The organism is Marinobacter sp., assembly GCF_041686475.1.
Lineage (GTDB): Bacteria > Pseudomonadota > Gammaproteobacteria > Pseudomonadales > Oleiphilaceae > Marinobacter.
This window is the reverse complement of sequence record NZ_JAWLDU010000031.1, coordinates 11,425-32,340: the sequence shown is the minus strand read 5'-3', so window position 1 is coordinate 32,340 and position 20,916 is coordinate 11,425. Positions and strand designations below refer to the sequence as shown.

Here is a 20,916-nt window from a genome sequence, read left to right as displayed (position 1 = left end):
ATTGCTAATCTATTTATCTAATTTTGCAGGATTAATGAATAAATGGGTTCTCTTTATAGATATGATCTGCCGGAGTAAATGATGTTCAAAAAGCTCACTGTCGCTAAACGCCTTGCCCTGGGGTTTGGCCTGATACTTTCCCTGATGGTTCTTGTCAGCCTGATTGGTAATCATCGGGTTGGTTTTATCGACAGGACGCTCACGGAAGTAGGCGACGATGCCGCTGTGAAGCAACGCTACGCCATCAATTTCCGCGGCAGTGTTCACGACCGCGCGATTGCCATCCGCGATGCAGTACTGGTGCGGAACGAGCGCGCCCTCCGGGGTCATCTCCGGGATATCGAGGAGTTGAAGGATTTCTATGTGGAATCCGCAAGGCCCATGGACCAGTTATTCAGGTCGGCCGGAGCCACGGACCGTGAGAAAGAGTTGCTTACAGACATCAAGGATGTTGAGAGATCGACCCTGGCGCTGACAGGGGAATTGCTGGAGTTGCGACAGGAAGGGCGCCTTGATGAAGCCCGGGATTTCCTGCTGGAGGATGTTTCCCCTGCCTACACCTCCTGGCTCAATCGTATCAACGCATTCATCGACCATCAGGAAGCCTTCATTACCACGAACGTGGATGACGTGCGCGATGCCGCCGGTAACTTCAACAGAATGATATTCCTGGTGACGGGCATTGCCGTACTGCTGAGTATCGTTGTGGCAGTTCTGATCATTCGCCGGATTCGCTCGACCCTCGGCGCGGAGCCGGAAGAAGTCGCTGAAGCCATTCGCCGGCTCTCCGACGGTATCCTCGATCAGGACATCCAGACCAGGTATCCGGACAGCGTTATGGGCGTCCTTCGGGATACGGTTGAGCAACTCGCCGGTATTATCCGCGAAGTTCGCCAGTCGGCGATGGCGCTTGCCAGCAGCTCTTCGGAGTTGCTGTCCACATCGGATAACAACAATCGCCAGATTCGCATCCAGTCGGAGGAAGCGGAGCAGATGGCAACCGCCATCAATCAGATGGCTGCGACGGTGAACGAAGTGGCGGGATTTGCTTCCAGCGCTGCCACAGCCACCGGCAAAGCCGACCAGGAAGTGGAAACGGGTAACCGTGTGGTCCAGGAAACGGCTGTCTCCATTGGCGAGCTGGCCGATACCCTGGAGAAAGCATCGGTAACCGTACATCGGGTTTCCGACGACAGCGCCAATATCGAGAAGATCATTGAAGTGATCAACGCCATTGCCGAGCAGACCAACCTGCTGGCCCTGAACGCAGCGATCGAAGCGGCTCGCGCCGGCACCCATGGCCGCGGGTTTGCCGTGGTGGCTGATGAAGTGCGTTCACTTGCGACCCGCACCCAGGACTCCACCCGTGAAATCCAGGAAATGATCGGCAAGCTCCAGAGCGGCGCCTCGGAAGCGGCAGACGTTATGGAAGCCAGCCGGGATCTGGCCAGAACCACCGTGGAAAAAACCCGCTCGGCGGAACAGGCACTGGCCCAGATCCGTCAGGAAGTGGGTGAAATCAATGATATGAACGCCCAGATCGCCAGTGCAGCGGAAGAGCAGAGCAGTGTTGCGGAGGAAGTGAACCGCAACATCAGCCGTATTCACGACTCCACTGTGGAAACCTCGGCCGGTTCCGAGCAGGTGGCCGGCGCCAGCCGGGATCTTGCAACGCTGGCGGAGCAGTTGAGCGGGCGGGTCAGCGTGTTTCGTCTCAGAGGCTGAGCCCGCAGATCAGCAGAGCCATTGTGGCCAGTAGAACGGCGACATTGATTCCAAGCACCGTATTCAGCCGTTGCGGACTGGAAAGCGCTGTCCGCAGCCTGACGCTTATCCACAGGGCTACCGGTAAAGGCGCCAGGGCGAGAGAGCCCCAGGCGGGTAACCATCCTGCTATCAGCCCTGCCGCCAGAACGCCATAGCTGGCCAGCAAAAGGAACCCCACCAGTCGTGCGGCTGTTGGCTCTCCAAGAGTAATGACCAGGTGGCGGCGCCCGACTTTACGGTCTGCGTCGGCATCGGGTATCTGGTTGATCAGTAGCAGCTCGCTCACCAGCAGCAGGCTGATCAGGGAAACGGTGAGGGCGGCTGAATCCAGGCGGGCACCCAGAGCCTCCAGGCTGCCCAGAATCATCACCGGGCCGAAACCCAGCCCCGGCGCCAGCAGGCAGATCAGGGGCGAACGGGTAATCCAGCGGGTGTAGGTCAGTACCAGTGCAACCCCGGCTGCGCCGAGTACCAGCATCGGTACCCCCCGGAGCGCCAGAAAGTAAACACCGATCGCAATCACCAGTGCGAGTGCACCGAAAGCTGCAATTAATACCCGGGTAGCTGCCGAGGGTGACTCCGGAAGTGCCCCGCTGCCACCGGAAAAAGGGGTGCGCCGGGTAATCAGGTCCAGCCCGGAAGCGAAGTCTTCATATTCATTGAGCAAGTTAACGGCCGCATGAGCCAGTACCGCGCCCGTCAGCACCAGTATGGTATCCAGCAATGCCGGCGGTTGGCCCTGTTGCCAGGCCAGCGCCACGCCAAGGCCGGCACACAGCGGAGCCAGTAGCAGAAAGTTGGGCCGTGAAGCGCGGACGACCGCGGCGGTCTCAGACATAGCCGGCTGCAAACACCAGCCCGAGTACAACGGGCATAACCACAAGGCTGCCAAGATTGCTGATCAGCACCAGTGACGCTACCTTGTGGGGCTCTTGCTGATACTGCTCTGCCACCATGTAGTTGAGCACCGCTGGCGGCAACGCAGCGAATACCCAGAGCGCTGCCACCTGGAGGCCGGGCAGGTCCAGCAAGGCTATCATCGGCCACGCAAGGATGAGACCTGAAACCGGGCAGGCAATAGCACCCAGCATGCCCAGTTTCCAGTCGCTGAAATCCACATCCAGCATCCGCACGCCCAGTGCAAACAGCATAAGCGGTATGCAAACACCTCCGAGCATGTTCAGGGTTTCCAGCAGCCACTCCGGCAGTGGAACGCCGCTGACGTTGACCGTCAGGCCCGCGATACTGGCGAACACGATGGGCAGGCGCAGTCGCCTGAGAATGGAAGTATGGGGGTCGAGCATGTAGAGGCCCACGGAGAAGTGCAGCAGCATCTCGACAATAAACAGCACGATGGCTGCTTGCAGGGCGGCATCTCCGAACGCGAAAACCAGCACTGGAATGCCCATGTTGCCAGAATTATTGAACATCATCGGCGGCAGGAAGGTTTTCAGGTTCAGCTGCAGCACCCTGGCCAGTGGGTACAGAACGATTCCGGAGCCCAGCACCACCACCGCAGCCGCTAGCGCCAGGCTGGTGTACTCCTGCAGTGGCGCCTGTTGGTCTGCCAGCACCGCAAACACCAGCATGGGTACAAACAGTTCCATATTCAGGGTGTTAAGGCCCTGGATGTCGGGCGTACGGTAGCGGCCGTACAGTGCTCCACAGCCGGCGATCAGGAAGACCGGCAACATCGTGGACAGAATCTGGGCAAGCATGTATTGGCTCCGAATAAAGTACCGGGATGCACAAATAATTCGATAGGTTCGCAATTATTGCCGGTTGCCGGCAAGCAAAACCTGAGTCTTTGCGACCAAAGATGAACCCCTGGTTGCGGTGCCTGTCACTCCTGCACCAGAATAACGGCGATCGCTCGCCGCTTTTTATACACCCAGAAACGGAGGCCTCTTGTGCCAGATATCTTTGACCGGCCCATTCCGCGGGAGAATACCTGCTCGGTAAAGTTTGACGCCCGCAAGGCAGTATTCGGCTGCGAGGATGTGATTCCGCTGTGGGTGGCGGATATGGATTTTGCGGCGCCTGAAGCGGTCACCCGTGCACTGGAGCAGAGAGCCAGGCATCCTGTTTATGGGTATACGCTGTTTCCGGAGAGCCTTTATTCATCGATTACAGACTGGTTCCAGAGCCGTCATGGCTGGGCTATCGAACGGGAATGGATGCTGATGGCCCCGGGTGTCGTGCCGTCGCTTCATGCGGCGGCGCTGGCGTTTGCCGGGGAGGGTGAAGGTGTGATCATCCAGCCGCCGGTCTATCCTCCCTTCTTCAGCTCAGTCCAGAAAACCGGCCGGGTCGTCATCGAGAATCCTCTGGAGCAGGTGGATGGCCGTTATCAGATGAACCTGGAGCACCTGGAAGCCTGTGCGAGCCGGGATGATGCCAGGGTGCTATTGCTGTGCTCACCCCACAATCCGGTGGGGCGGGTGTGGAATGAAAGCGAGCTTGCAGCGGTACTGGCGATCGCACGGCGCCATAACCTGCTGGTGTTGTCTGACGAGATTCATTGTGACCTGATCTATCCGGACAAGCCCGCCCACCGAATGCTGGCGAGGTTGGCCGCGGAGAACGATGCCCTGGTCACGGCCATTGCGCCCAGCAAGACCTTCAACATGCCCGGCCTGGGCCTATCGGCGCTGGTTGTGCCGAACGCGAAGCACCGCAAGGCCTTGAAAGCGGTGTTTGATGCCATGCATATGAACCAGTGCAACCCTTTCAGCGTGGCCGGATTCGAGGCCGGTTACCGCCATGGTGGCCAGTGGCTGGACCAGCTCATGGTCTATCTGCAAGACAACCGTGATTACGTGATCGACTACGTTCGCCAGCATCTGCCGGCTGTCAGGGTCGCGGAGCCGGAAGGCACCTATCTGCTATGGCTGGATTGCCGCGCCCTGGACATGGAGGATGCAGAACTGAAACGTTTCTTTGTTGATCAGGCCGGCGTCGGTATGAACCCGGGCATTACCTTTGGCGGGCCTGGCAGTGGCTTCATGCGCATGAACATTGGCTGTCCGCGGCGGGTACTGGAAACGGCACTGGCGCAAATCTGCCAGGCGATGGCGACACTGCCTGGTTAATCTTCTTTTTTATCCGTGTGTTTTGTGCAGGGATGGTCGACCGGTTCCCAGTGGGGAGGCTGGCTCATGCCCGGCATCTGGCCATTACTGGGGCGAATGGCGCGATAGGTCTGCCCTTCATGCCTGGCCATCTGACCGACGGTGTAGCTGCCACCAAAGCTCCAGCGCCCGGGCTCACTGCAGTTCTGCCGCGCATCGCTTCGGGCTTTCGCAGGTTGTTGTTGCTGTTGGCCAGGCGCCTGCGGCTGTTGCTGCCTGCTTTCACCGTTGTCCGTGACCGGCCTGCTTTCCCTGTTACGGCAATCAGGTGCTGATTCCAGTTTTTTCCACTCGAAATCCGATCCCGGCGTTTTACCTTCATGGAGCTGCCGGGATTCATACCAGTTGCCGTTGTGGAATACGGTTTTGCCGGGCGGATAATACCGGCTCGGGATCCAGGCACTGTTCTCCGGATCACAGGGCGCCGCAAAAGTCACGGTGCTGAAAGCCGTGAAAGCCAGCACACCGGCCCATCTGAAAAATCCTGCCATGCCCTTATCCATCAGTGCCCGCCTCGTTAATTATTGTCATCGTGTTTACAGGTTCAGCGGTATTTGCGACGAAGTTCGGTGGTGCGCGTGGCCAGGAACAACCCGGCCAGGATCAGCAAGCCGCCAATAATGTGGAAAAGGCCAAGCTGCTCACCGAGGAAAATGCCTGCCATCACCGATGCGAACACCGGGGTCAGATACATGAAGATCGCCGCTTTCGCAGGGCCGATCCGATGTACCCCATGGTTCCAGAACCCGTAGGCCAGAATACCGGGGAAGATGGCAAAATACATCATCGGCAGGGCCGTTGACCGGTTCAGGTCGAACCCGCCGGAAAAGAACAGCAGGTCTACCAGGAAAAACGGCAGTATAACCATGGTGCCGCAGGCAATCTGAACCGTCAGGAATGTCAGTGGCGGCAGCGGCACTGCCTGGCGGCGAAGCAGTACCGAAAACAGGCCCCAGCTGAATACCGCCAGCACCATGATCAGATCGCCGGGTTGTGCCTGCAGGCTGGTAAGCACCGAAAGATCGCCCCGGGCAACGACTGCCAGAATGCCCAGTACGGCCAGTGCAATACCCAGGGCCTGCACCGGGCGTGTGCGGTCTCCCAGCAGTATCCAGGCCAGTAACGCGACCATGATGGGAATGGTCGCGTTTATAAGCGCAATATTGGTGGCGGTGGTTGTAACCGCGGCAAAGTAGAGTAATGAATTGAACGCACCAACGCTGAACGTAGCCAGCGCCAGTATCGACAGCCAGTGCTGGCGGATCAGCTGACGCTGACGCCATACGCCTGGCAACCCGAAGGGCAGCAGGATTGCCAGCGCGATTACCCAGCGCCAGAAGGACATGGATAGCGGCGGAATCTCATCCACGACACCCTTGGCAACAACGGCATTGCCGGCCCAGAACAGCGGGGTCAGTACCAGGCCGGTATAGGCAAGCCATAATGGTTTCGGGGTTTCTGAAGACACACCAGCTCCTGTCGGAATTCCTGGCCCTCGACGAATTTCGGGGACCCGACAGGATACTACTCTCCGGGCACTTCTGCCTCCGTACCAACGTGGTAAGTGGCAAAGCCTGCCATGACCACCTGATCTACCGCCATTCCGATAATGCGGCCATCGCTTCTGGACCGGATCGGGTGCTGTTCGTTGGTGATGGGATCGGAGACATAGCCAAGGATCTCACCTTCACCTACCTTATCCCCCAGCTTGATCTCGCTGAAAAGAATGCCTCCGTGTTCCGCCCGGACCCATTCCGAGTCGTAATACACCGGCTCCGGGTTGCCCCACACAAACATTCTCGAAATCATGCCTTGCTTGTCCATCAGGCTGGTCAGGCTGTTGACCCCGGCCTTGATCTGGCTCTCCTGGATACGCAGGGATTCCCCCGCTTCCATGGTGACAGAGGGTATGCCCGCCTCAACCGCGGCATAACGCAGCATTCCGGCGCTGCCGGAGCTGTGGACCACCGCCATGCGGTCAAACCCGCGGGTCATTCTGGCAACATCGGGGTCATTCATGTCTGCCCGTAACTGGGGCAGGTTGGTGCGCTTGAGTGATCCGGTGTGAATATCCACCAGCATATCGCAATGGCGAATCACGCTTTCAAACAGCGAGTGTGCAATCCGGTCTGCCAGGCTGCCATCGGTGCTGCCGGGGAAGTGCCGGTTGAGGTCGCGGCGATCAGGCAGGTAGAGGGAGCCCTGCTGAAAGCCCGGGAGATTGACAATGGGCACCCCGATAACACGGCCGGACAGTTTGTCCGGCTCCAGGTCGTACATGGTGCGGCGGATGATCTCGATGCCATTGAGCTCATCGCCGTGCACCGCTCCCGTCAGGCACAGGTTGGGGCCGGGTTTTTTGCCATTGACTACCAGCACCGGTGTCGGCTGGGACAGGCCGGCAATCTGGATGGCCGGTGACCAGGACAGGCGGGTAGCCGTTCCGGGAGCCACTTCCGAACCCAGCAACTGAAGACTGGTCGCTTCCTGCTTTTCTTCGGGTTGTTCTGCAGTGCTCTCCTCGGCTTCGGGGTCTGATGACTGGAGCGGCTCGGAGTGTTCGACATCTTCGACATTCTCGTCTTCAGCAAGTTCTGCAACGAGAATTTGCTTTTTGGCGGAGTCCCCGGATTGCTCGGCCCAGGCAGCCGGAAGTGCTACCAGGCTGCCGTAGAGTATGGAAATCAGGCCAGCGCGAAACAGCGGTGTCAGCCAGCGGTACAGCATAGTTCCTCTCGGGTTGTCAGCCAGTCGGGGGCCTGAAGTCCGCAAAAAAACCACTCATGAGGCCACAGGATGCACGTTACGGTTCTGTTTCCGTTATACGTCGGAAAGGGAGTTAACTGTATGGATCTTTTGCGAGTTCTGGTTGCGATTTTGTTACCGCCGCTGGGGGTGTTTTTTAAACCGGCCCCGTTCAGGGGCACAGCAGTTGATCCGGGCCGGCATTCAGGTGTGTGAAGTCGCATGCCATGCCTCACCTTCCCTGGCTGCCCTCCCATCCGCTTCCAGCTTGAGCAGATGTGCCAGGGCTGAGCGGGCCGCCACGCCATGGATGGCAGCAGGCACGTCGTCGTAGGCTTCTGCCGTCAGCTCCTTCAGGCCTGTACTGCCAAGGCTTTTCAACACCCGCGCGACTTTGTGCTCCCGCGCCAGGCGATGGGTGATGAGGAAATCTATGACGGCTTCCGGGTGCCCCATCAGGAAACCGTGTGCCGGCGCAATGTAGCGCACCGGTTCGTCCAACAGGTCATAAAGCGATTCAAGATAGGCCTTCATGTCGCCGTCCGGCGGATTGATTACCACCGTAGAGCCCTGCATGACGTGATCTCCCGAGAACAGGAGTTCCTGCTCCAGCAGTAGAAAACACAGGTGGTTGGAGGCATGCCCCGGGGTGTGGAGCACTTTCAGCGAGCCTGCGTCGGTTTTGATCACATCTCCGTGGACCGGTTCCTCGTCCGGCGCAAAAGTGGGGTCCTGGGCGGCCCCGGCCGGTGCCGGCTGGCCATAGACCCGACACCCGGTTCTGGCTTTCAGTGCGACAGTGCCGGGTGAATGATCCTGGTGGGTGTGGGTAACCACCACCTGATCGATCGCCCCGCCGGTGAGTTCCAGGATCCGTTCAATGTGGGCCGGGTTGGCCGGGCCCGGGTCCAGCACCGTAAAGCGCTTGTGGCCCAGCACATAGGTATTGGTGCCCGGCCCTGTCATCATCCCCGGATTCGGTGCCGTCAGTCGCACCACACCGGCGGCCACTTCCACTGGTTCTCCGGGAACAATCTCTGCGTGGGTAGAGCCTTCCCCCTCCGGATCCAGCTTGGCGGCTTCGTCATAGGCCGGCGCGCCCGGCTCCAGCATCACCGGTTTACCCTTCTTGAGCGCCGGCCACGACTTGCTGGGGTATGGCTCTGGCGGATTGGCGTGGGCGTAACGCATCACCTCGCCGGTGGTGTCGAAATCGCTCAGTACCCGCAGCGTACGGATGGTGGGCAGGCCCAGCAGACGCCGCCCGCTGCGATGATCTTCCAGTGCTTCTGCAGGACTCAGCCAGACGTGATCAATGGTCTCCACTCCGTCATGGCTTGCCAGCTGGTTCTCCGGCGCCACCGCCACAAAAAACCGGGTATCAAACCGGCGGGGCGGCCCCGGGGGGGTAATCCAGTGCCCCAGATAGGCCAGCCGGTCCAGTGGAATCGTCAGTTTGTGGCGCTGGCACACCTCCGACAGCGTTAGTTCACCCTTGAACAGTGCCATGCGGTCCTGGTGAACCGGGTGCCCGGTTGTTACTTCTTCATCATCCTGTTCCTGCGCCACCAGAATGCCGGCTTCCTCAAAACACTCCCTGACCGCCGCCAGCATATAGTCAGCCCCGCCTTCGTCCAGGCTCATGGTCTGACTGATATCTGTATCGCCACGGCCCATGGCATGTACGCGTCCCTTAATATCCTGGTCGTCCACGGAACCACCGGGAAAGACAAAGAATCCGGGCATAAACACCGCTTCCCAGGTCCGTTGCAGCAGCAGTACCTTCAGGCCATCGGCAGTATCTTTTGTCAGAACCAGCGTTGCAGCAGGGCGAATATCCATAGAATGTCCGTTGTCTTTTTTATGTAGATGCGCGTCAAAGCCTGAATGCGCCGAAGCCTGGCTACCAAGATAACCAATGTCAGGCATCCTGTCTCGCGTGAAGGAAGGATAACAACCAAGTATCATTGGCTGCAGCTGCAACTTCTCCAGACAGGACTCCAACTTTGGCTCGTATCAAGCTCTCTTTCCCGGATGATGCCTTTTATTTTGAAACCAAGATGCCGGTTCGCATCACCGATATCAATGGTGCAAATCACTTGGGCAACGATGCGCTCATTTCCATGCTGTCCGAAGCCAGGGCCCAGTTTCTGGTGAACTATGGCGTTCAGGAGGCCGATAAAGACGGCATGGGCATCATCGTCACCGACCTGGCGACCATGTACCAATCCGAGTCCTTCTTTCCGGAGATGCTCAGGTTTGAAGTGGGGCTGATGGACTTCAACCAATATGGTGGCGATTTCGTGTTCCGGGTTACCAAAGCTGACAGTGGCCAGCCTGTGGCGCTCGCCAAGTATGGTTTTGTGTTCTTCAACTACCAGCGAAAATCCGTTGTTCCCATGCCGGAAAGCTTCCGGACACGATTCGCGGGTCACTGATCCGGTGGCCCTGTGCGGGTACGGGAGCTGCACTTCAGTCTACGGTGCAGCGCCGCCTTGGCCATCATATGGGCGCTGACCGGCGCGGTCACAAACAGGAACAGGGTGATCAGCGCCTCCTGCACCGATACTCCGCCTTTCAGGAAACTGAAATTCAGTAACGATGCCACCAGGATACAGCCCACACCCAGGGTGCTGGCCTTGGTGGGCCCGTGCAGGCGCATATAGAAGTCTTTCAGCCGTGCCAGGCCGATGGAGCCGATCAGGGCGACGATCGCGCCGGCAATCAGGAAAAAGGTGACGATCAGCTCCAGCAACAGGGGCATATCCGGGTTATTCATTCGATTACATCCCCCCTCAGCAGGTACTTGGTCATGGCCACGGTCCCGACAAACCCCATCAGGGCAATCAACAGGGCCGCCTCGAACAGGATGCCCAGGGACATCTGGATATCCGCCAGCACAATCAGGGCAATACTGTTGATCATCAGGGTGTCGAGAGCCAGAATCCGGTCAACTATGTCCGGCCCGATGGCCAGCCGGTAAAGATTGAGCAGTATAGCGATGCAGAATATGCCGATCACGAATGGAATCACGGTGGCAATCACTGGAATATCTCCTTCAGTGGCCGTTCATAACGCTCCTTGATCTCCCGCACCAGTTCATCCTCATCGGTTACATGCAGAGCATGAATCAGCAGGGTACCGGCGTCGCTGTCGTAATGGGCTGACACGGTGCCGGGTGTCAGCGAGATGGTACTGGCCAGTATGGTGATTGCAAAGTCGTCATCCAGTTCCAGCGGAAAGGTAACGAATCCGGGGGTAAGCTGGTCGGTGTACCAGACAATGCGACGCGCCACAATCAGGTTCGAGCGCACGATGTCGATCAGCAATATCAGAAAGTATCTGAGCAGTGGCAGCAGGAAATGCACTCTGGCCTGTTCTGGCCAGAACGCTCTGGTAATAAACGGAATGAAGACACCAAGGGCCAGTCCCAGAAGCATCTGGGCTACTGAAAAACTGTTGACCATGAGCAGCCACAGGACGGCGAGAAGCAGAGAGAAAAGGGGCCTGGGTAGCCAGAATTCGCGGCGGTTCATTCCGACACCTCCCCACTGTGGCGGACGTAATCGCCCAAAACAGCATTCACATACCCTGAAGGCTGATAGATAAGCTCCGCAGCAGCCTCAACGTATTCCATGATTGGCTGTGCAAACAGTGAGAGTGAGAAACTGATTGCAATCATGACTGCTACCGTGCTGCTGCGGGCCGAATCCAGTGGCGGTGAGGGTTTGATAGTGCACTCCCCAGGCCGCCAGAACCACCCTGAACCTGCTCGGCTCAGCGCAGCAATGATGAACAGTCCCGACACGAGAATGGCCGCCCAGAGCCAGAGATAGTCTGACAGGTGGGATGATGATCGCAGAATCCACGCTTTGCTGATAAATCCGCTGAACGGCGGAAGACTTGCCAGGCTTATAGCCGCAACCAGGAACAGGCTGCCGAGTACCCAGCGGTGGGACAGCGGCGAGATAATTGAAAACCGGTCATAGCCGTGTTCACGATAGCGCCCGATCAGGTCCGCAAGCAGGAAGAACACGGCCGTCATGCAGGTAGTGTGGAAAAGATAGAAAAGGCTGGCGGCCAGCAGCTTCTGGTCATTGAGTGAGAGCGCGGCCAGCAGTATGCCCATAGACACAATCACCATATAGGCGGTGAGGGTCCTCAGGCTGGCTGCACCCAGAACTCCGATGCCGCCCAGTGCCAGGGTGACCAGAGCCATGGGCCACAGCCAGGCCATCACCGTGCCATTGGCGGGTGCGCCCTGATCAAGCCCGAAGACCACCAGAAATACACGCACCATGGCGTAAAAGCCCACCTTGGTCATGATGGCGAACAGGGCGGCGACAGGAGCGCTTGCGGCGGAATAGGCACGGGGCAGCCAGAACAACAGTGGCAGCAGCGCGGCCTTGACGCCGAATACCACCATCAGCAGCAGCGACGCGGCTTTTAACAGCGGCAAATCTGCCGCCGGTGCATTGGCGATCGACCGCGCCAGGTCGGCCATGTTAAGCGTACCGGTGAGCCCATAGAGTATGCCCAGTGCCAGCAGAAACAGCGCCGAGCCGACGAGGTTGATGATTACATAATGCAGTCCCGCCCGACTACGTGCGCGGCCACCGCCATGGAGCAGCAGCGCGTAAGAGGCAATGAGCAGAACCTCGAAGAACACGAAAAGATTGAACAGGTCGCCAGTAAGGAAGGCACCATTGATGCCCATTAGCTGAAACTGCAGCAGTGCATGGAAGTGAGAGCCTGCGCGGTCTGCGCCCCGGCTGGCGTAGAGTACGCAGAACAGGCTCAGCAGGGCCGTCAGCAGCAGCATGATGGCGCTTAGCCGGTCCAGCACCAGAACGATCCCGAAGGGCGGTTGCCAGTTGCCAAGGCGGTACAGGGTATAGTCAGCAACGTCCGCCTGCAGAACCGCCCACACCGCAAGCACAACGAGTAGTACAGTGGAGGCAACACTCAGAGAGCGCTGGCGACCTATGTTGTAGCCATACATCAAGAGCAGGAAGGCGCCGGTTACCAGCGGAATCACAATGGGCAAGATCATCAGGTGGTTCATTGGCGGTCCTCATTGGGGTCTTCGCCGTCCACATGATCACTGCGTAGTTCCACCGCCGCTTTCAGGGCCAGAACCACCACGAAGGCCGTCATCGAAAAACTGATCACGATGGCGGTCAGTACCAGCGCCTGAGGGAGCGGGTCGGTATACTGCTCCGCCAACCCGATAACGGCCGGTGAGCCGGTGGTGAGCCGGCCCATGGTAAACAGGAAAAGGTTCACGCCGTGGGAAAGCAGGGTCAGGCCCAATACGACTGAGAAAGTACGGGCCCGCAGGATCAGGTATACCCCGGTACTGGTCAGAACACCCAGAGTAATGGCGATCACCAGTTCCATCAGCCTACCTCCTTGCCGGGTCCGGCTACCGTCATCAACTTGCCGAGGTTGGCCAGTATCAGCAGGGTGGCCGCGACAACCGTAGTGTAAACGCCGAGGTCAAACAGCAGCGCTGTTGCCAGCTCGAATTCGCCAAGTATCGGCCAGTCCATGTGGCTGAAGGCGGATGTGAGGAACGGGTAGCCCACGAACCAACTGCCCAGCCCGGTGGCCGTGGCAATCAGCAGGCCTGCGCCGATCAGTGGGCGAAAACGCGTGAGCATCCGTTCCTGCGCCCATTCCAGGCCTCCGGCCATGTATTGCAGGGTCAGGGCAACAGCAGTGACCAGTCCGGCGATGAAGCCACCGCCAGGCATATTGTGCCCACGCAGGAAAATATACGCGGACACCAGCAATGCAATAGGCAGGACCATACGGGAGATCATCTGCAGGATTACCGGGTGAGGTTCGGCAAACCCTTTTGCGGTGCCAGCGCTTGCGACCCTCTCCTTCAAATGCAGGTCCCGGGTAAAGGCGAATACCGCGACAGCAGCGATACCAAGCACCGTAATTTCACCCAGGGTGTCAAACCCGCGGAAGTCCACCAGGATGACATTGACCACGTTGGTGCCACCCCCGCCCGGAACGCTGTTGGCGAGGAAATATCCGGAAATGGTATCGGCAGGCCGGGTCAGTACGGCGTAGGCAAAGAGCGCAACGCCACCACCTGCCAACCCCGCCAACCCCAGATCGCGAACAACCCGGCCGCCCCCGGATTCTTTGGGAGAGGTCTGCGGCAGGAAAGACAGAGCCAACATCATGATCACCACGGCCATGACTTCCACGGAAAGTTGAGTCAGCGCCAGGTCCGGGGCAGAAAACCGGGCGAACGCCAGAGTCACGAAAAGACCGGTGACAGACAGCAGCAGTAGCGCGGGCAGACGCTGATGATGAAACAGCGCGACGCCAAGTGCAGACAGGCAAAGAATGATGGCACCGAAAATCCCTATGGCGTCTGCTTCTGTCAGCGCCGATGGGCCCCGCCATCCGCTGTAACCGATCAGCATCCAGAGCGCCGGTGCAATCGCGGCCACCAGGATAAAGGCCAGGTAGCGCTGCAAAGAGCCGTTCTCCAGACGGTGGACCAGTGTCTGGGAGAATCGTATGCATTGGAGCATGATCTGTTCGAAAATGTCCTTGGCATCTACCTCCGGCAACTGGCGATGGATGGCGAACAGCGGGTTCCGGGCAAGGTAGAACCCGAGCCCACCGACCATGGCAATCACACTCATCATCGCTGGCACCCGGGCGTCGGCCAGGGCGGAGAAATCATACAGCGGCAACCGAGTTATGGCAGTGGCCATGACTGCCAGGTGAATAAACGCGTCATAGGTTGCCTGGGGTGCAAGCCCTACTACCAGCGACCCAAGGGCCAGAATGATCATCGGTATCAGCATGCCGGCGGGCTTTTTCTTCGGTGGCCAGTGGGGAAGGTCCACTGGCTTGCCGTTGAAGAACACGTTATGAAAAATGCGCACGGAATAGGCGACTGAAAACAGGCCGGCAATGGTTACCCAGACGGGAATCAGGGTATTGGCCCAGTGGGGTGCGGAGACCAGCAGACTTTCCGAGAACAGCATCTTTTTGCTCAGATACCCGCTCATCAATGGCAGGCCGGCCATGGCGGCCGCAGGTATCACGGTAACCAGCATCAGGGCCGGCATGGATTTCCACAAGCCATTGATGTTGCGCATGTCCCTGCTGCCGGTCGCCTGGTCAACAATACCGGCCATCATGAAAAGGGGCGCCTTGAACAGGGCGTGGCAAACCAGGTGGAAAAGCGCCGCCGCCATGGCCATCTCGCTACCCATGCCAATAAGCAGGGTGATCAGCCCCAGATGTGAAATGGTGGAATAAGCCAGCAAGCCTTTGATGTCGTGCATGAACATGGCTACGAAAGCGCCCACCATCAGGGTAACCATGCCGGTAACCGTAATCAGGCTGAACCAGAGTTCGGTGTCGCCCATGGCTGGGTGAAGGCGGGCCATCAGGAACAGACCCGCTTTCACCATGGTGGCCGAATGCAGGTAGGCAGAAACCGGGGTCGGTGCTGACATGGCGTGGGGCAGCCAGAGATGGAAAGGCGCCTGTGCGGATTTGGTGAAGGCGCCCAGAAGGATCAGTGACAGTGTCAGGGGATAGCGGCTGTCGCTGGTAATGGTATCGGTTGCGGCGAGTATATCGCTGATCTGATAGCTGCCGACGATCTGGCCGAGCAGAAGAATGCCGCCCAGCAGGGCCAGACCACCGCCGCCGGTGATTACCAGAGACATGCGGGCGCCCCTACGGGCATCGCGGCTGGACCAGGTGAACCCGATCAGCAGGAAAGACACCAGGCTTGTGAGCTCCCAGAATACCAGCATGAACAGCAGGTTTTCCGATAGCACTATGCCGAGCATGGCGGTCATGAACAGCTGGATCAGTACAAAGAAGCGCCCTGCCGTATCTTTGCCGGCGAAATAATATCGGGCGTAGATAATGATCAGGCAGCCGATGCCGGTAATCAGGGTGGCAAATAACCAACTGAGGCCGTCAAGCCGGAAAGCCAGGGTGAGGCCAATTTCAGGTATCCAGGAAAGCGAATAGACAATGGCTTCACCGGACTGGATCCGGGGAAGAAAGCTGAGCAGAAGCAGCAGGCAGATGGCTGGTGTAATCAGGGCAACCAGCGCGTGGATCTGTACATGATCCGGGCCAGGCAGTTTCAGCCTTGTAAGGAGCGAGGCAATGGCTCCCAGTACGGGCAAAAAGACAAGAAGCCCAATGTCCATAACGGAATTCAGCCGGTCAGGAGTGAGTTCTTAAAAGCGTACAGCTTATTAGCATTCTTCATGTATAGCCAATGTTTGAGGCTTTTTCATTCTTATAAGTCAAGAAGTGGCCTGCTGCGCCGCCAGTTGCCGGATACCCTGACGGTAGAAAGCGTAGGCCATGGCACCTGCCAACAGGTTACCAGCCAGGGCGCCGGTCATCAGCCCGTTGATGCCGCCAATCTGGGCGCCAAACCAGAGAAAGGGCAGAAAACAGACGAACAGGCGGAGTGTAGACACCAGCAGGGCTCGCATTGCCATTCCCAGGGCATTGCAGACGGACACCATCAGCATACAGACGCCCAGACCACTGTAACTGAGCGGTACCCTGACCAGGTAGCTTGCAAGCACATCACTGACTTCCCGGTCGCTGGTGAACAGTTCCGACACCAGCCCGGAGGCCATCAGCCAGATCAGGCCAATGGCCAGCTGCCATACCACCACGAACCGCACCGCAAGCCGGACCAGCTTGCGTATCTGGCCGAGCTCACCCGCCCCCAGCATGCGCCCGACCATGGGTGGCATGGACATGGTCAGGGCCAGTACCACCACGATCGAGAAGAATTCCAGGCGCGTTCCCAGGCCCCAGGCGGCCACGGCGGCGGAGCCGAATCCCGCGACCAGTGCCGTAGCCAGCATGGCCGCCGCTGGCGGCATCAGCTGGCTGACCATGGCGGGAGCCATAATGCCATTGAGCTGTCTGAGTGATTTCCGGAGGGCCAGCTGCCTGAGGTCAAAGCGCAACCAGCCGCAACGAAGCAGTTTGGGGTAGATGAACAGGCAGCCAATACCGAAGGCGGTAACGGTGGCCAGGGCGGCGCCGGGCAGGCCCCAGCCGAAGACGAAGATGTAGAGTGGATCCAGAACGATGTTGGCAAGGCTGGTGGCGACCATCATGTAGCCGGGCAGTTTGGTGTCGCCGTGGGAGCGGCACACACTGTAACCGAAATACAGCATGGCGCCGGTCCAGGCGGAGAGCAGCCAGGGTATCCAGTAGCTGCGGATCATCGGCAGCAGGCTCTGTTCAGCACCAAGTGCAGCCATGATCCAGGTTTGTAAGATCCACAGGCCGACACACAGAACAAAAACCAGGGCAGCACCAACAATGACCACCAGCCCACCCAGACGTTCTGCCCGCAGCTGATCTCCCTGACCCAGGGTGCGGGAGATAATGGCGGTAGTGGCAATGCCCAGGCCTACCTGCAGGCCGATGATAAGCTGCTGCATGGGCAGGGTAAAACCCAGCGCTGCCAGCGGGTCGCGGCCGAGCTGGCCGATAAAAGCGCTGTCTACCAGTTGGAAGGTCATCAGTGACAGCACGCCGAAGAGCATGGGCCAGGTCATGGTAAACAGCTGGCGCGGCAGACTGGCTTGGGATTCGGCGTTGGTCACGGGGTTGGCGCTGGTTCCTGGTGTTTTGTTCGGGGGTGCGATTCTAGCAGGTTTGCTGATTTGGGGGGTTGGTTTGCCCCTTGGCCTGCGGGTTGTGGGGCTGGGCCAGGGGTGGGGACCCCACCCCTGGCCCGATCAGACAAAAACTAGAAATCAAAGCACCGAAAGCGCCTTCTCATAATCCGGCTCGTCTTTGATATCCCCTACCAGCTCACTGTGCAGAACCTTGTTGTCTTCATCCAGAACCACCACCGCACGGGCGGTAAGCCCTGCAAGCGGGCTATCCTGAATGGCAACGCCATAATCCTGCTGGAAGCTGTAGTTACGGAAGCTCGACAGGGTGATGACGTCCTTCAGTCCTTCTGCGCCGCAAAAACGGCCAGCTGCGAAAGGCAGATCGGCGGAGATAACAAGCACCACTGTGTTATCCAGGCTACTGGCTTCTTCGTTGAATTTACGGGTGGAGGTGGCACAGGTTGGGGTGTCAACACTGGGCACGATGTTCAGAATCTTGCGCTTGCCAGCCCAGTTGCCGAGGGTAACGTCCTCCAGGCCCTGGGTGGTGAGGGTGAAGTCGGGTGCTGTGTCGCCCGGTTGGGGTAAGGTGCCGCTGACGGTAATCGGATCGCCGCCCAGTGTTACATTGCTCATTTGGATCTCCCTGTTTCTGGCCTGATGGTTTTGTATAAAAACAACTTACTCTGTGTAGTCCATTTTGGATGCTTTTTCATCCATAGGCGTGAATAAGCAATCTTCAGGCGGGCTCGAATCCCGGCGCCGGATGCCGCTGGACCAGCAGCAGGTAGCTGGCCAGGGCTGCAACAGCGCATATCGAGATGGTTGCGGCCATCACCAGCGAGGTGCCGTCGTGGAAATGCCCCACCAGCATGCCGACAGCGGCTGCGACCAGCATCTGGGTAAAGCCGAAAAGCGCAGAGGCGGAGCCGGCCATCTGCGGGAAGTTGGCCAGGGCACCGGCCATGGTCTGGGGCAGTACCATGCCAACGCCAATCATGAACAGGGATTGGGGCAGGATCACGGCCCAGACGTTGTAGACCTGAGTCATCGCCAGCGCGGCCATAAGCCCGCCACCGGCAACCGAGATAACCAGGCCACGAACCAGGATCTGGTCAGGCAGCAACCTGCGGCCAAGGCGAATAGCGGTCAGGTTGCCGCCTATATAGCCGGCCACGATACAGGCGAAGAACAGGCCGAAGTGTTGAGGCTTCACCTCCAGGAAATCGATCAGCACGAATGATGAGCCGGACAGGAATGCAAACAGGCCAGCAAAGGTCAGGGAGTTGGTCAGGGTGTAGCCCAGGAAACTGATATCCGAGGCAACGGCCCGGTAGTTTTTCAACAGACTGCCGATGCGCAGGGACTGCCTGTGCTCCGGTCGCATCGGCTCGGGAATGCCTGCCGCGATTACCGCCGCCATGACCAGTGCATAGCCACCCAGCGCCAGGAAGATGGACTGCCATCCCAGCCCGACCACCATAAATCCGCCGAGGGTGGGTGCAATGGCAGGTGCCAGGGCCATGATGCTGGCGAGAATGGCCATAATTTTTGCCGCATCCCTTGGCGAATAGATATCCCGTACAGCGGCCCGACCGAGTACCGGCCCGGCAGAGCCACCCAAGGCTTGCAGGAAACGGGACAGGATAAGCGTTTCGATATTGGTGGCCAGGGCACAGATAACACTGGCAACCGCAAACAGCAGAAAGCCACCGATCATGATCGGTTTCCGGCCAAAACGGTCTGCCAACGGCCCACAGATCAACTGGGCAATGGCGAAGCCCACCATATAAACGCTCAGCGTGAGCTGGACCTGCCCGGTACTGGCAGAAAGTGACTCCCCCATGCTTGGCAACGCCGGCAGATACATATCAATCGCCAGCGGCCCGAGGGCGACAGCGGCTGCCAATAATATCGTTGTCCATACACTGGTTAATGCGAGCATTTCCGCCGCCGCCTCCTGAAACAATGTTGCAAGTCTACGCACTAACCCGGCCCTGATAACGGCCGTCTGTTTCATATAACGTATGAACAAAACAGATACATCAGGCGTTGAGATCGTTCATTGATGCTGCCACGCCATTAACGTGGTTGCGGATCCAGCGGTGGGCGGGGTCAGTCTGATTGCGTTTGTGCCAGAGCATCAACAGGGTAAAAGGCTTGTAGTCAAAGGGCAGGGGCGCCGAGGCAAAGTCTTTCAGTAAGTGTTCACTCATGCGCTTTGGCGCCGTGGCCAGCATGTTGGTTCCGCGCAGGAAACCCGGAAGGCCGGAGAAATTGGACACGGTGACGGCCGTTCGCCGGGTAAGGCCCCGTGCGGACAGAGAGTCTTCAAACGCTGTTTTTTCGCCGGTGCCGAACAGGATGCCGATGTGATCCGCTTTCAGGTAATCGGCCAGGGATTCAGGTGCCTGCCGGTGAGCCGGGTCGTAGAAGACCACCATGTGGTCGGCCATCAGCCCCCGTTGCATGATGTCCGTCGCCTCCGGGGCGTGGGGCGAGATGATCAGGTCGCACAGGTCCTTGCGCAGCATGTCCGCCGTCGGTATGCCGGAGGGAATGACCTGCAGGCCTATGCCGGGGGCTTCCCGTCTGAGCACGGACAGCAGGCCCGGCAGCAGCAGGTCGCGCTGGTAGTCGTTGGCGGCGATGGTGAAGGTGAATTCGGCGCTGGCCGGGGTGAAGGGCGGGCCGGAGGACAGGGAGTGGAGGTCGTCGAGGATCTGGCGGATGTGGGGGCCGGCCTGCAGGGCGTAGCGGGTGGGCACTATGCCGCGGCCGGATTTTACAAAAAGCGCATCTCCCAGGGCCTGGCGCAGGCGGTCCAGGGTGTGGCTCACCGCCGACTGGCTCACTCCCAGGCGCACGGCTGCTTTCGACACGCTTCTCTCGTCCAGTACGGCGATGAAGGTGCTGAGGGCGCGTATATCGAGGTTGAATGTATCAATGGAGCTCATGAATGGGAGTTTACCCCAGCAATCAGGGTTTTTCCCGCGCCAGCACGAATTCTGTCAGCGCTCCTGCTAATTCCCTTCAACGATTAGTTTGAGTGAACATTCAATTCATGGTGCTGCCTGGTTTACGATGCAGTAAAGCCGAGTGTATGACAAAGGAGAGCCCGATGAAGCCGATACTGGCATTTGATGTGTACGGAACCCTGGTTGACCCGATGGGTATGGCCGAACTGCTGGCACCGGATGCGGGTGAGGCGGCGGAATCGGTGAGCTCGCAATGGCGGGAGAAGCAGTTGGAGTTTTCCTTTCGCAAGGGCCTGATGAGGATGTACGAAGATTTCGGCGCCTGCACCCGCCAGGCGCTGCGATATGCGATGGCGAGCCATAGGCTCGAGCTGAGCCGGGAGCGTGAAGATGAGCTGATGGGGGATTATCTCTCGCTGCCGGCTTTTGATGATTCTCTGCCCGCACTGAAGTCCCTTGAGGGGGATTATCTGATGTATGCGTTCTCCAATGGTACCTATCCGGCTCTGGAGAAGGTGTTGGGGCATAATGATCTGCTGCCGATGTTTGATGGGCTGGTGTCGGTGGATGACATCAAAAGTTTCAAACCCGATCCGGCGGTGTATGCCTATGCCCGAAGGGCGACGGGCGCGATGGATC

21 protein-coding genes are annotated in these 20,916 nt (G+C 58.7%); 5 read left to right on the top strand and 16 right to left on the bottom strand.

Annotation, left to right across the window (positions count from 1 at the left end; translation table 11 throughout):
• Positions 1–81: 81 nt before the first annotated feature.
• The gene (locus ACESMB_RS09075; RefSeq protein WP_372971376.1) at positions 82–1,725 is read left to right on the top strand and encodes a methyl-accepting chemotaxis protein; all 1,644 of its coding nucleotides are present in this window, start codon (positions 82–84) and stop codon (positions 1,723–1,725) included.
• Here the strand turns inward: ACESMB_RS09075 and ACESMB_RS09070 are convergent.
• Positions 1,715–2,605 carry a prenyltransferase gene (locus ACESMB_RS09070; RefSeq protein WP_372971371.1) on the bottom strand — a complete coding sequence of 297 codons (891 nt, stop codon included), beginning with the start codon at positions 2,603–2,605 and terminating at the stop codon, positions 1,715–1,717. The genes ACESMB_RS09075 and ACESMB_RS09070 overlap by 11 nt on opposite strands.
• Positions 2,598–3,485: an AEC family transporter gene (locus tag ACESMB_RS09065; protein ID WP_372971370.1), complete on the bottom strand. Its 888-nt coding sequence runs from the start codon at positions 3,483–3,485 to the stop codon at positions 2,598–2,600. Before ACESMB_RS09065 ends, ACESMB_RS09070 begins: the two co-directional genes overlap by 8 nt.
• A 192-nt stretch (positions 3,486–3,677) precedes the next feature.
• Between ACESMB_RS09065 and ACESMB_RS09060 the strand changes: the two genes are divergently transcribed.
• Complete coding sequence (locus ACESMB_RS09060; protein WP_372971369.1) at positions 3,678–4,859, top strand: MalY/PatB family protein; 1,182 nt, start codon at positions 3,678–3,680, stop codon at positions 4,857–4,859.
• On the opposite strand, the gene ACESMB_RS09055 is transcribed toward ACESMB_RS09060, so the two are convergent.
• Genes ACESMB_RS09055 through ACESMB_RS09045 form a run of 3 tightly spaced genes read right to left on the bottom strand, consistent with a single transcriptional unit; the run spans position 4,856 to position 7,625 of the window.
• Positions 4,856–5,389: a carbohydrate-binding protein gene (locus ACESMB_RS09055; RefSeq protein WP_372971368.1), complete on the bottom strand. Its 534-nt coding sequence runs from the start codon at positions 5,387–5,389 to the stop codon at positions 4,856–4,858. The two genes, ACESMB_RS09060 and ACESMB_RS09055, sit on opposite strands and share 4 nt — an antisense overlap.
• 53 nt (positions 5,390–5,442) lie before the next feature.
• Positions 5,443–6,366, bottom strand: coding sequence for a DMT family transporter (locus tag ACESMB_RS09050; RefSeq protein ID WP_372971367.1), 924 nt, complete (start codon positions 6,364–6,366; stop codon positions 5,443–5,445).
• A gap of 56 nt (positions 6,367–6,422) precedes the next feature.
• Positions 6,423–7,625: a succinylglutamate desuccinylase/aspartoacylase family protein gene (locus ACESMB_RS09045; RefSeq protein WP_372971366.1), complete on the bottom strand. Its 1,203-nt coding sequence runs from the start codon at positions 7,623–7,625 to the stop codon at positions 6,423–6,425.
• Positions 7,626–7,694: 69 nt separating this feature from the next.
• Between ACESMB_RS09045 and ACESMB_RS09040 the strand changes: the two genes are divergently transcribed.
• Complete coding sequence (locus tag ACESMB_RS09040; protein ID WP_372971365.1) at positions 7,695–7,859, top strand: YqaE/Pmp3 family membrane protein; 165 nt, start codon at positions 7,695–7,697, stop codon at positions 7,857–7,859.
• Here ACESMB_RS09040 and ACESMB_RS09035 read toward each other — a convergent pair.
• A complete protein-coding gene (locus ACESMB_RS09035) occupies positions 7,848–9,485 on the bottom strand; it encodes an MBL fold metallo-hydrolase (RefSeq protein WP_372926933.1) in 1,638 nt (545 codons plus the stop codon). The two genes, ACESMB_RS09040 and ACESMB_RS09035, sit on opposite strands and share 12 nt — an antisense overlap.
• Before the next feature lie 164 nt (positions 9,486–9,649).
• Here ACESMB_RS09035 and ACESMB_RS09030 point away from each other — a divergent pair, with 164 nt between their 5' ends.
• Positions 9,650–10,081, top strand: coding sequence for a thioesterase family protein (locus ACESMB_RS09030; RefSeq protein ID WP_372926934.1), 432 nt, complete (start codon positions 9,650–9,652; stop codon positions 10,079–10,081).
• Here ACESMB_RS09030 and ACESMB_RS09025 read toward each other — a convergent pair.
• From ACESMB_RS09025 to ACESMB_RS08980, 10 genes are all read right to left on the bottom strand, one after another.
• Positions 10,075–10,422 carry a Na+/H+ antiporter subunit G gene (locus ACESMB_RS09025; protein ID WP_372926935.1) on the bottom strand — a complete coding sequence of 116 codons (348 nt, stop codon included), beginning with the start codon at positions 10,420–10,422 and terminating at the stop codon, positions 10,075–10,077. The genes ACESMB_RS09030 and ACESMB_RS09025 overlap by 7 nt on opposite strands.
• Positions 10,419–10,688 carry a K+/H+ antiporter subunit F gene (locus ACESMB_RS09020; protein ID WP_372926936.1) on the bottom strand — a complete coding sequence of 90 codons (270 nt, stop codon included), beginning with the start codon at positions 10,686–10,688 and terminating at the stop codon, positions 10,419–10,421. The genes ACESMB_RS09025 and ACESMB_RS09020 overlap by 4 nt, the downstream gene beginning before the upstream one ends.
• Positions 10,685–11,179, bottom strand: coding sequence for a Na+/H+ antiporter subunit E (locus ACESMB_RS09015; protein ID WP_372926937.1), 495 nt, complete (start codon positions 11,177–11,179; stop codon positions 10,685–10,687). The genes ACESMB_RS09020 and ACESMB_RS09015 overlap by 4 nt, the downstream gene beginning before the upstream one ends.
• Entirely contained in the window at positions 11,176–12,708 is a 1,533-nt protein-coding gene (locus tag ACESMB_RS09010) for a monovalent cation/H+ antiporter subunit D (RefSeq protein ID WP_372926938.1), read from the bottom strand. Before ACESMB_RS09010 ends, ACESMB_RS09015 begins: the two co-directional genes overlap by 4 nt.
• Positions 12,705–13,043, bottom strand: a complete 339-nt coding sequence (locus tag ACESMB_RS09005; protein ID WP_372926939.1) for a Na+/H+ antiporter subunit C — start codon at positions 13,041–13,043, stop codon at positions 12,705–12,707. The genes ACESMB_RS09010 and ACESMB_RS09005 overlap by 4 nt, the downstream gene beginning before the upstream one ends.
• Positions 13,043–15,853 (bottom strand): monovalent cation/H+ antiporter subunit A, encoded by a 2,811-nt coding sequence (locus ACESMB_RS09000; RefSeq protein WP_372926940.1) that lies wholly within the window; start codon positions 15,851–15,853, stop codon positions 13,043–13,045. The genes ACESMB_RS09005 and ACESMB_RS09000 overlap by 1 nt, the downstream gene beginning before the upstream one ends.
• A 99-nt stretch (positions 15,854–15,952) precedes the next feature.
• Positions 15,953–17,236, bottom strand: a complete 1,284-nt coding sequence (locus tag ACESMB_RS08995; RefSeq protein ID WP_372926948.1) for an MATE family efflux transporter — start codon at positions 17,234–17,236, stop codon at positions 15,953–15,955.
• Between the two features lie 201 nt (positions 17,237–17,437).
• On the bottom strand, positions 17,438–17,935 hold the full coding sequence (gene tpx / locus ACESMB_RS08990) for a thiol peroxidase (protein WP_372926941.1): 498 nt from the start codon (positions 17,933–17,935) through the stop codon (positions 17,438–17,440).
• A gap of 103 nt (positions 17,936–18,038) precedes the next feature.
• Entirely contained in the window at positions 18,039–19,244 is a 1,206-nt protein-coding gene (locus tag ACESMB_RS08985; RefSeq protein ID WP_372971364.1) for a Bcr/CflA family multidrug efflux MFS transporter, read from the bottom strand.
• 100 nt (positions 19,245–19,344) lie between these two features.
• Positions 19,345–20,256 carry a LysR family transcriptional regulator gene (locus ACESMB_RS08980; RefSeq protein ID WP_372971363.1) on the bottom strand — a complete coding sequence of 304 codons (912 nt, stop codon included), beginning with the start codon at positions 20,254–20,256 and terminating at the stop codon, positions 19,345–19,347.
• Between the two features lie 164 nt (positions 20,257–20,420).
• On the opposite strand from ACESMB_RS08980, the gene ACESMB_RS08975 reads away from it, so the two are divergent.
• Positions 20,421–20,916, top strand: a 496-nt coding sequence (locus tag ACESMB_RS08975) for a haloacid dehalogenase type II (protein ID WP_372971362.1), incomplete at its 3' end; no start/stop codon positions are given.

Bases quoted from the DNA above. Each gene is read 5' to 3' on its own strand.
- ACESMB_RS08980 (WP_372971363.1), bottom strand. From the start codon at position 20,256: ATGAGCTCCATTGATACATTCAACCTCGATATACGCGCCCTCAGCACC.
- ACESMB_RS09055 (WP_372971368.1), bottom strand. From the start codon at position 5,389: ATGGCAGGATTTTTCAGATGGGCCGGTGTGCTGGCTTTCACGGCTTTC.
- ACESMB_RS09005 (WP_372926939.1), bottom strand. From the start codon at position 13,043: ATGGAACTGGTGATCGCCATTACTCTGGGTGTTCTGACCAGTACCGGG.
- ACESMB_RS09000 (WP_372926940.1), bottom strand. From the start codon at position 15,853: ATGGACATTGGGCTTCTTGTCTTTTTGCCCGTACTGGGAGCCATTGCC.
- ACESMB_RS09025 (WP_372926935.1), bottom strand. From the start codon at position 10,422: ATGAATAACCCGGATATGCCCCTGTTGCTGGAGCTGATCGTCACCTTT.
- ACESMB_RS09065 (WP_372971370.1), bottom strand. From the start codon at position 3,485: ATGCTTGCCCAGATTCTGTCCACGATGTTGCCGGTCTTCCTGATCGCC.
- ACESMB_RS09070 (WP_372971371.1), bottom strand. From the start codon at position 2,605: ATGTCTGAGACCGCCGCGGTCGTCCGCGCTTCACGGCCCAACTTTCTG.
- ACESMB_RS09045 (WP_372971366.1), bottom strand. From the start codon at position 7,625: ATGCTGTACCGCTGGCTGACACCGCTGTTTCGCGCTGGCCTGATTTCC.
- ACESMB_RS08995 (WP_372926948.1), bottom strand. From the start codon at position 17,236: ATGACCTGGCCCATGCTCTTCGGCGTGCTGTCACTGATGACCTTCCAA.
- ACESMB_RS09035 (WP_372926933.1), bottom strand. From the start codon at position 9,485: ATGGATATTCGCCCTGCTGCAACGCTGGTTCTGACAAAAGATACTGCC.
- tpx (WP_372926941.1), bottom strand. From the start codon at position 17,935: ATGAGCAATGTAACACTGGGCGGCGATCCGATTACCGTCAGCGGCACC.
- ACESMB_RS08985 (WP_372971364.1), bottom strand. From the start codon at position 19,244: ATGCTCGCATTAACCAGTGTATGGACAACGATATTATTGGCAGCCGCT.
- ACESMB_RS09075 (WP_372971376.1), top strand. From the start codon at position 82: ATGTTCAAAAAGCTCACTGTCGCTAAACGCCTTGCCCTGGGGTTTGGC.
- ACESMB_RS09010 (WP_372926938.1), bottom strand. From the start codon at position 12,708: ATGAACCACCTGATGATCTTGCCCATTGTGATTCCGCTGGTAACCGGC.
- ACESMB_RS09015 (WP_372926937.1), bottom strand. From the start codon at position 11,179: ATGAACCGCCGCGAATTCTGGCTACCCAGGCCCCTTTTCTCTCTGCTT.
- ACESMB_RS09040 (WP_372971365.1), top strand. From the start codon at position 7,695: ATGCACGTTACGGTTCTGTTTCCGTTATACGTCGGAAAGGGAGTTAAC.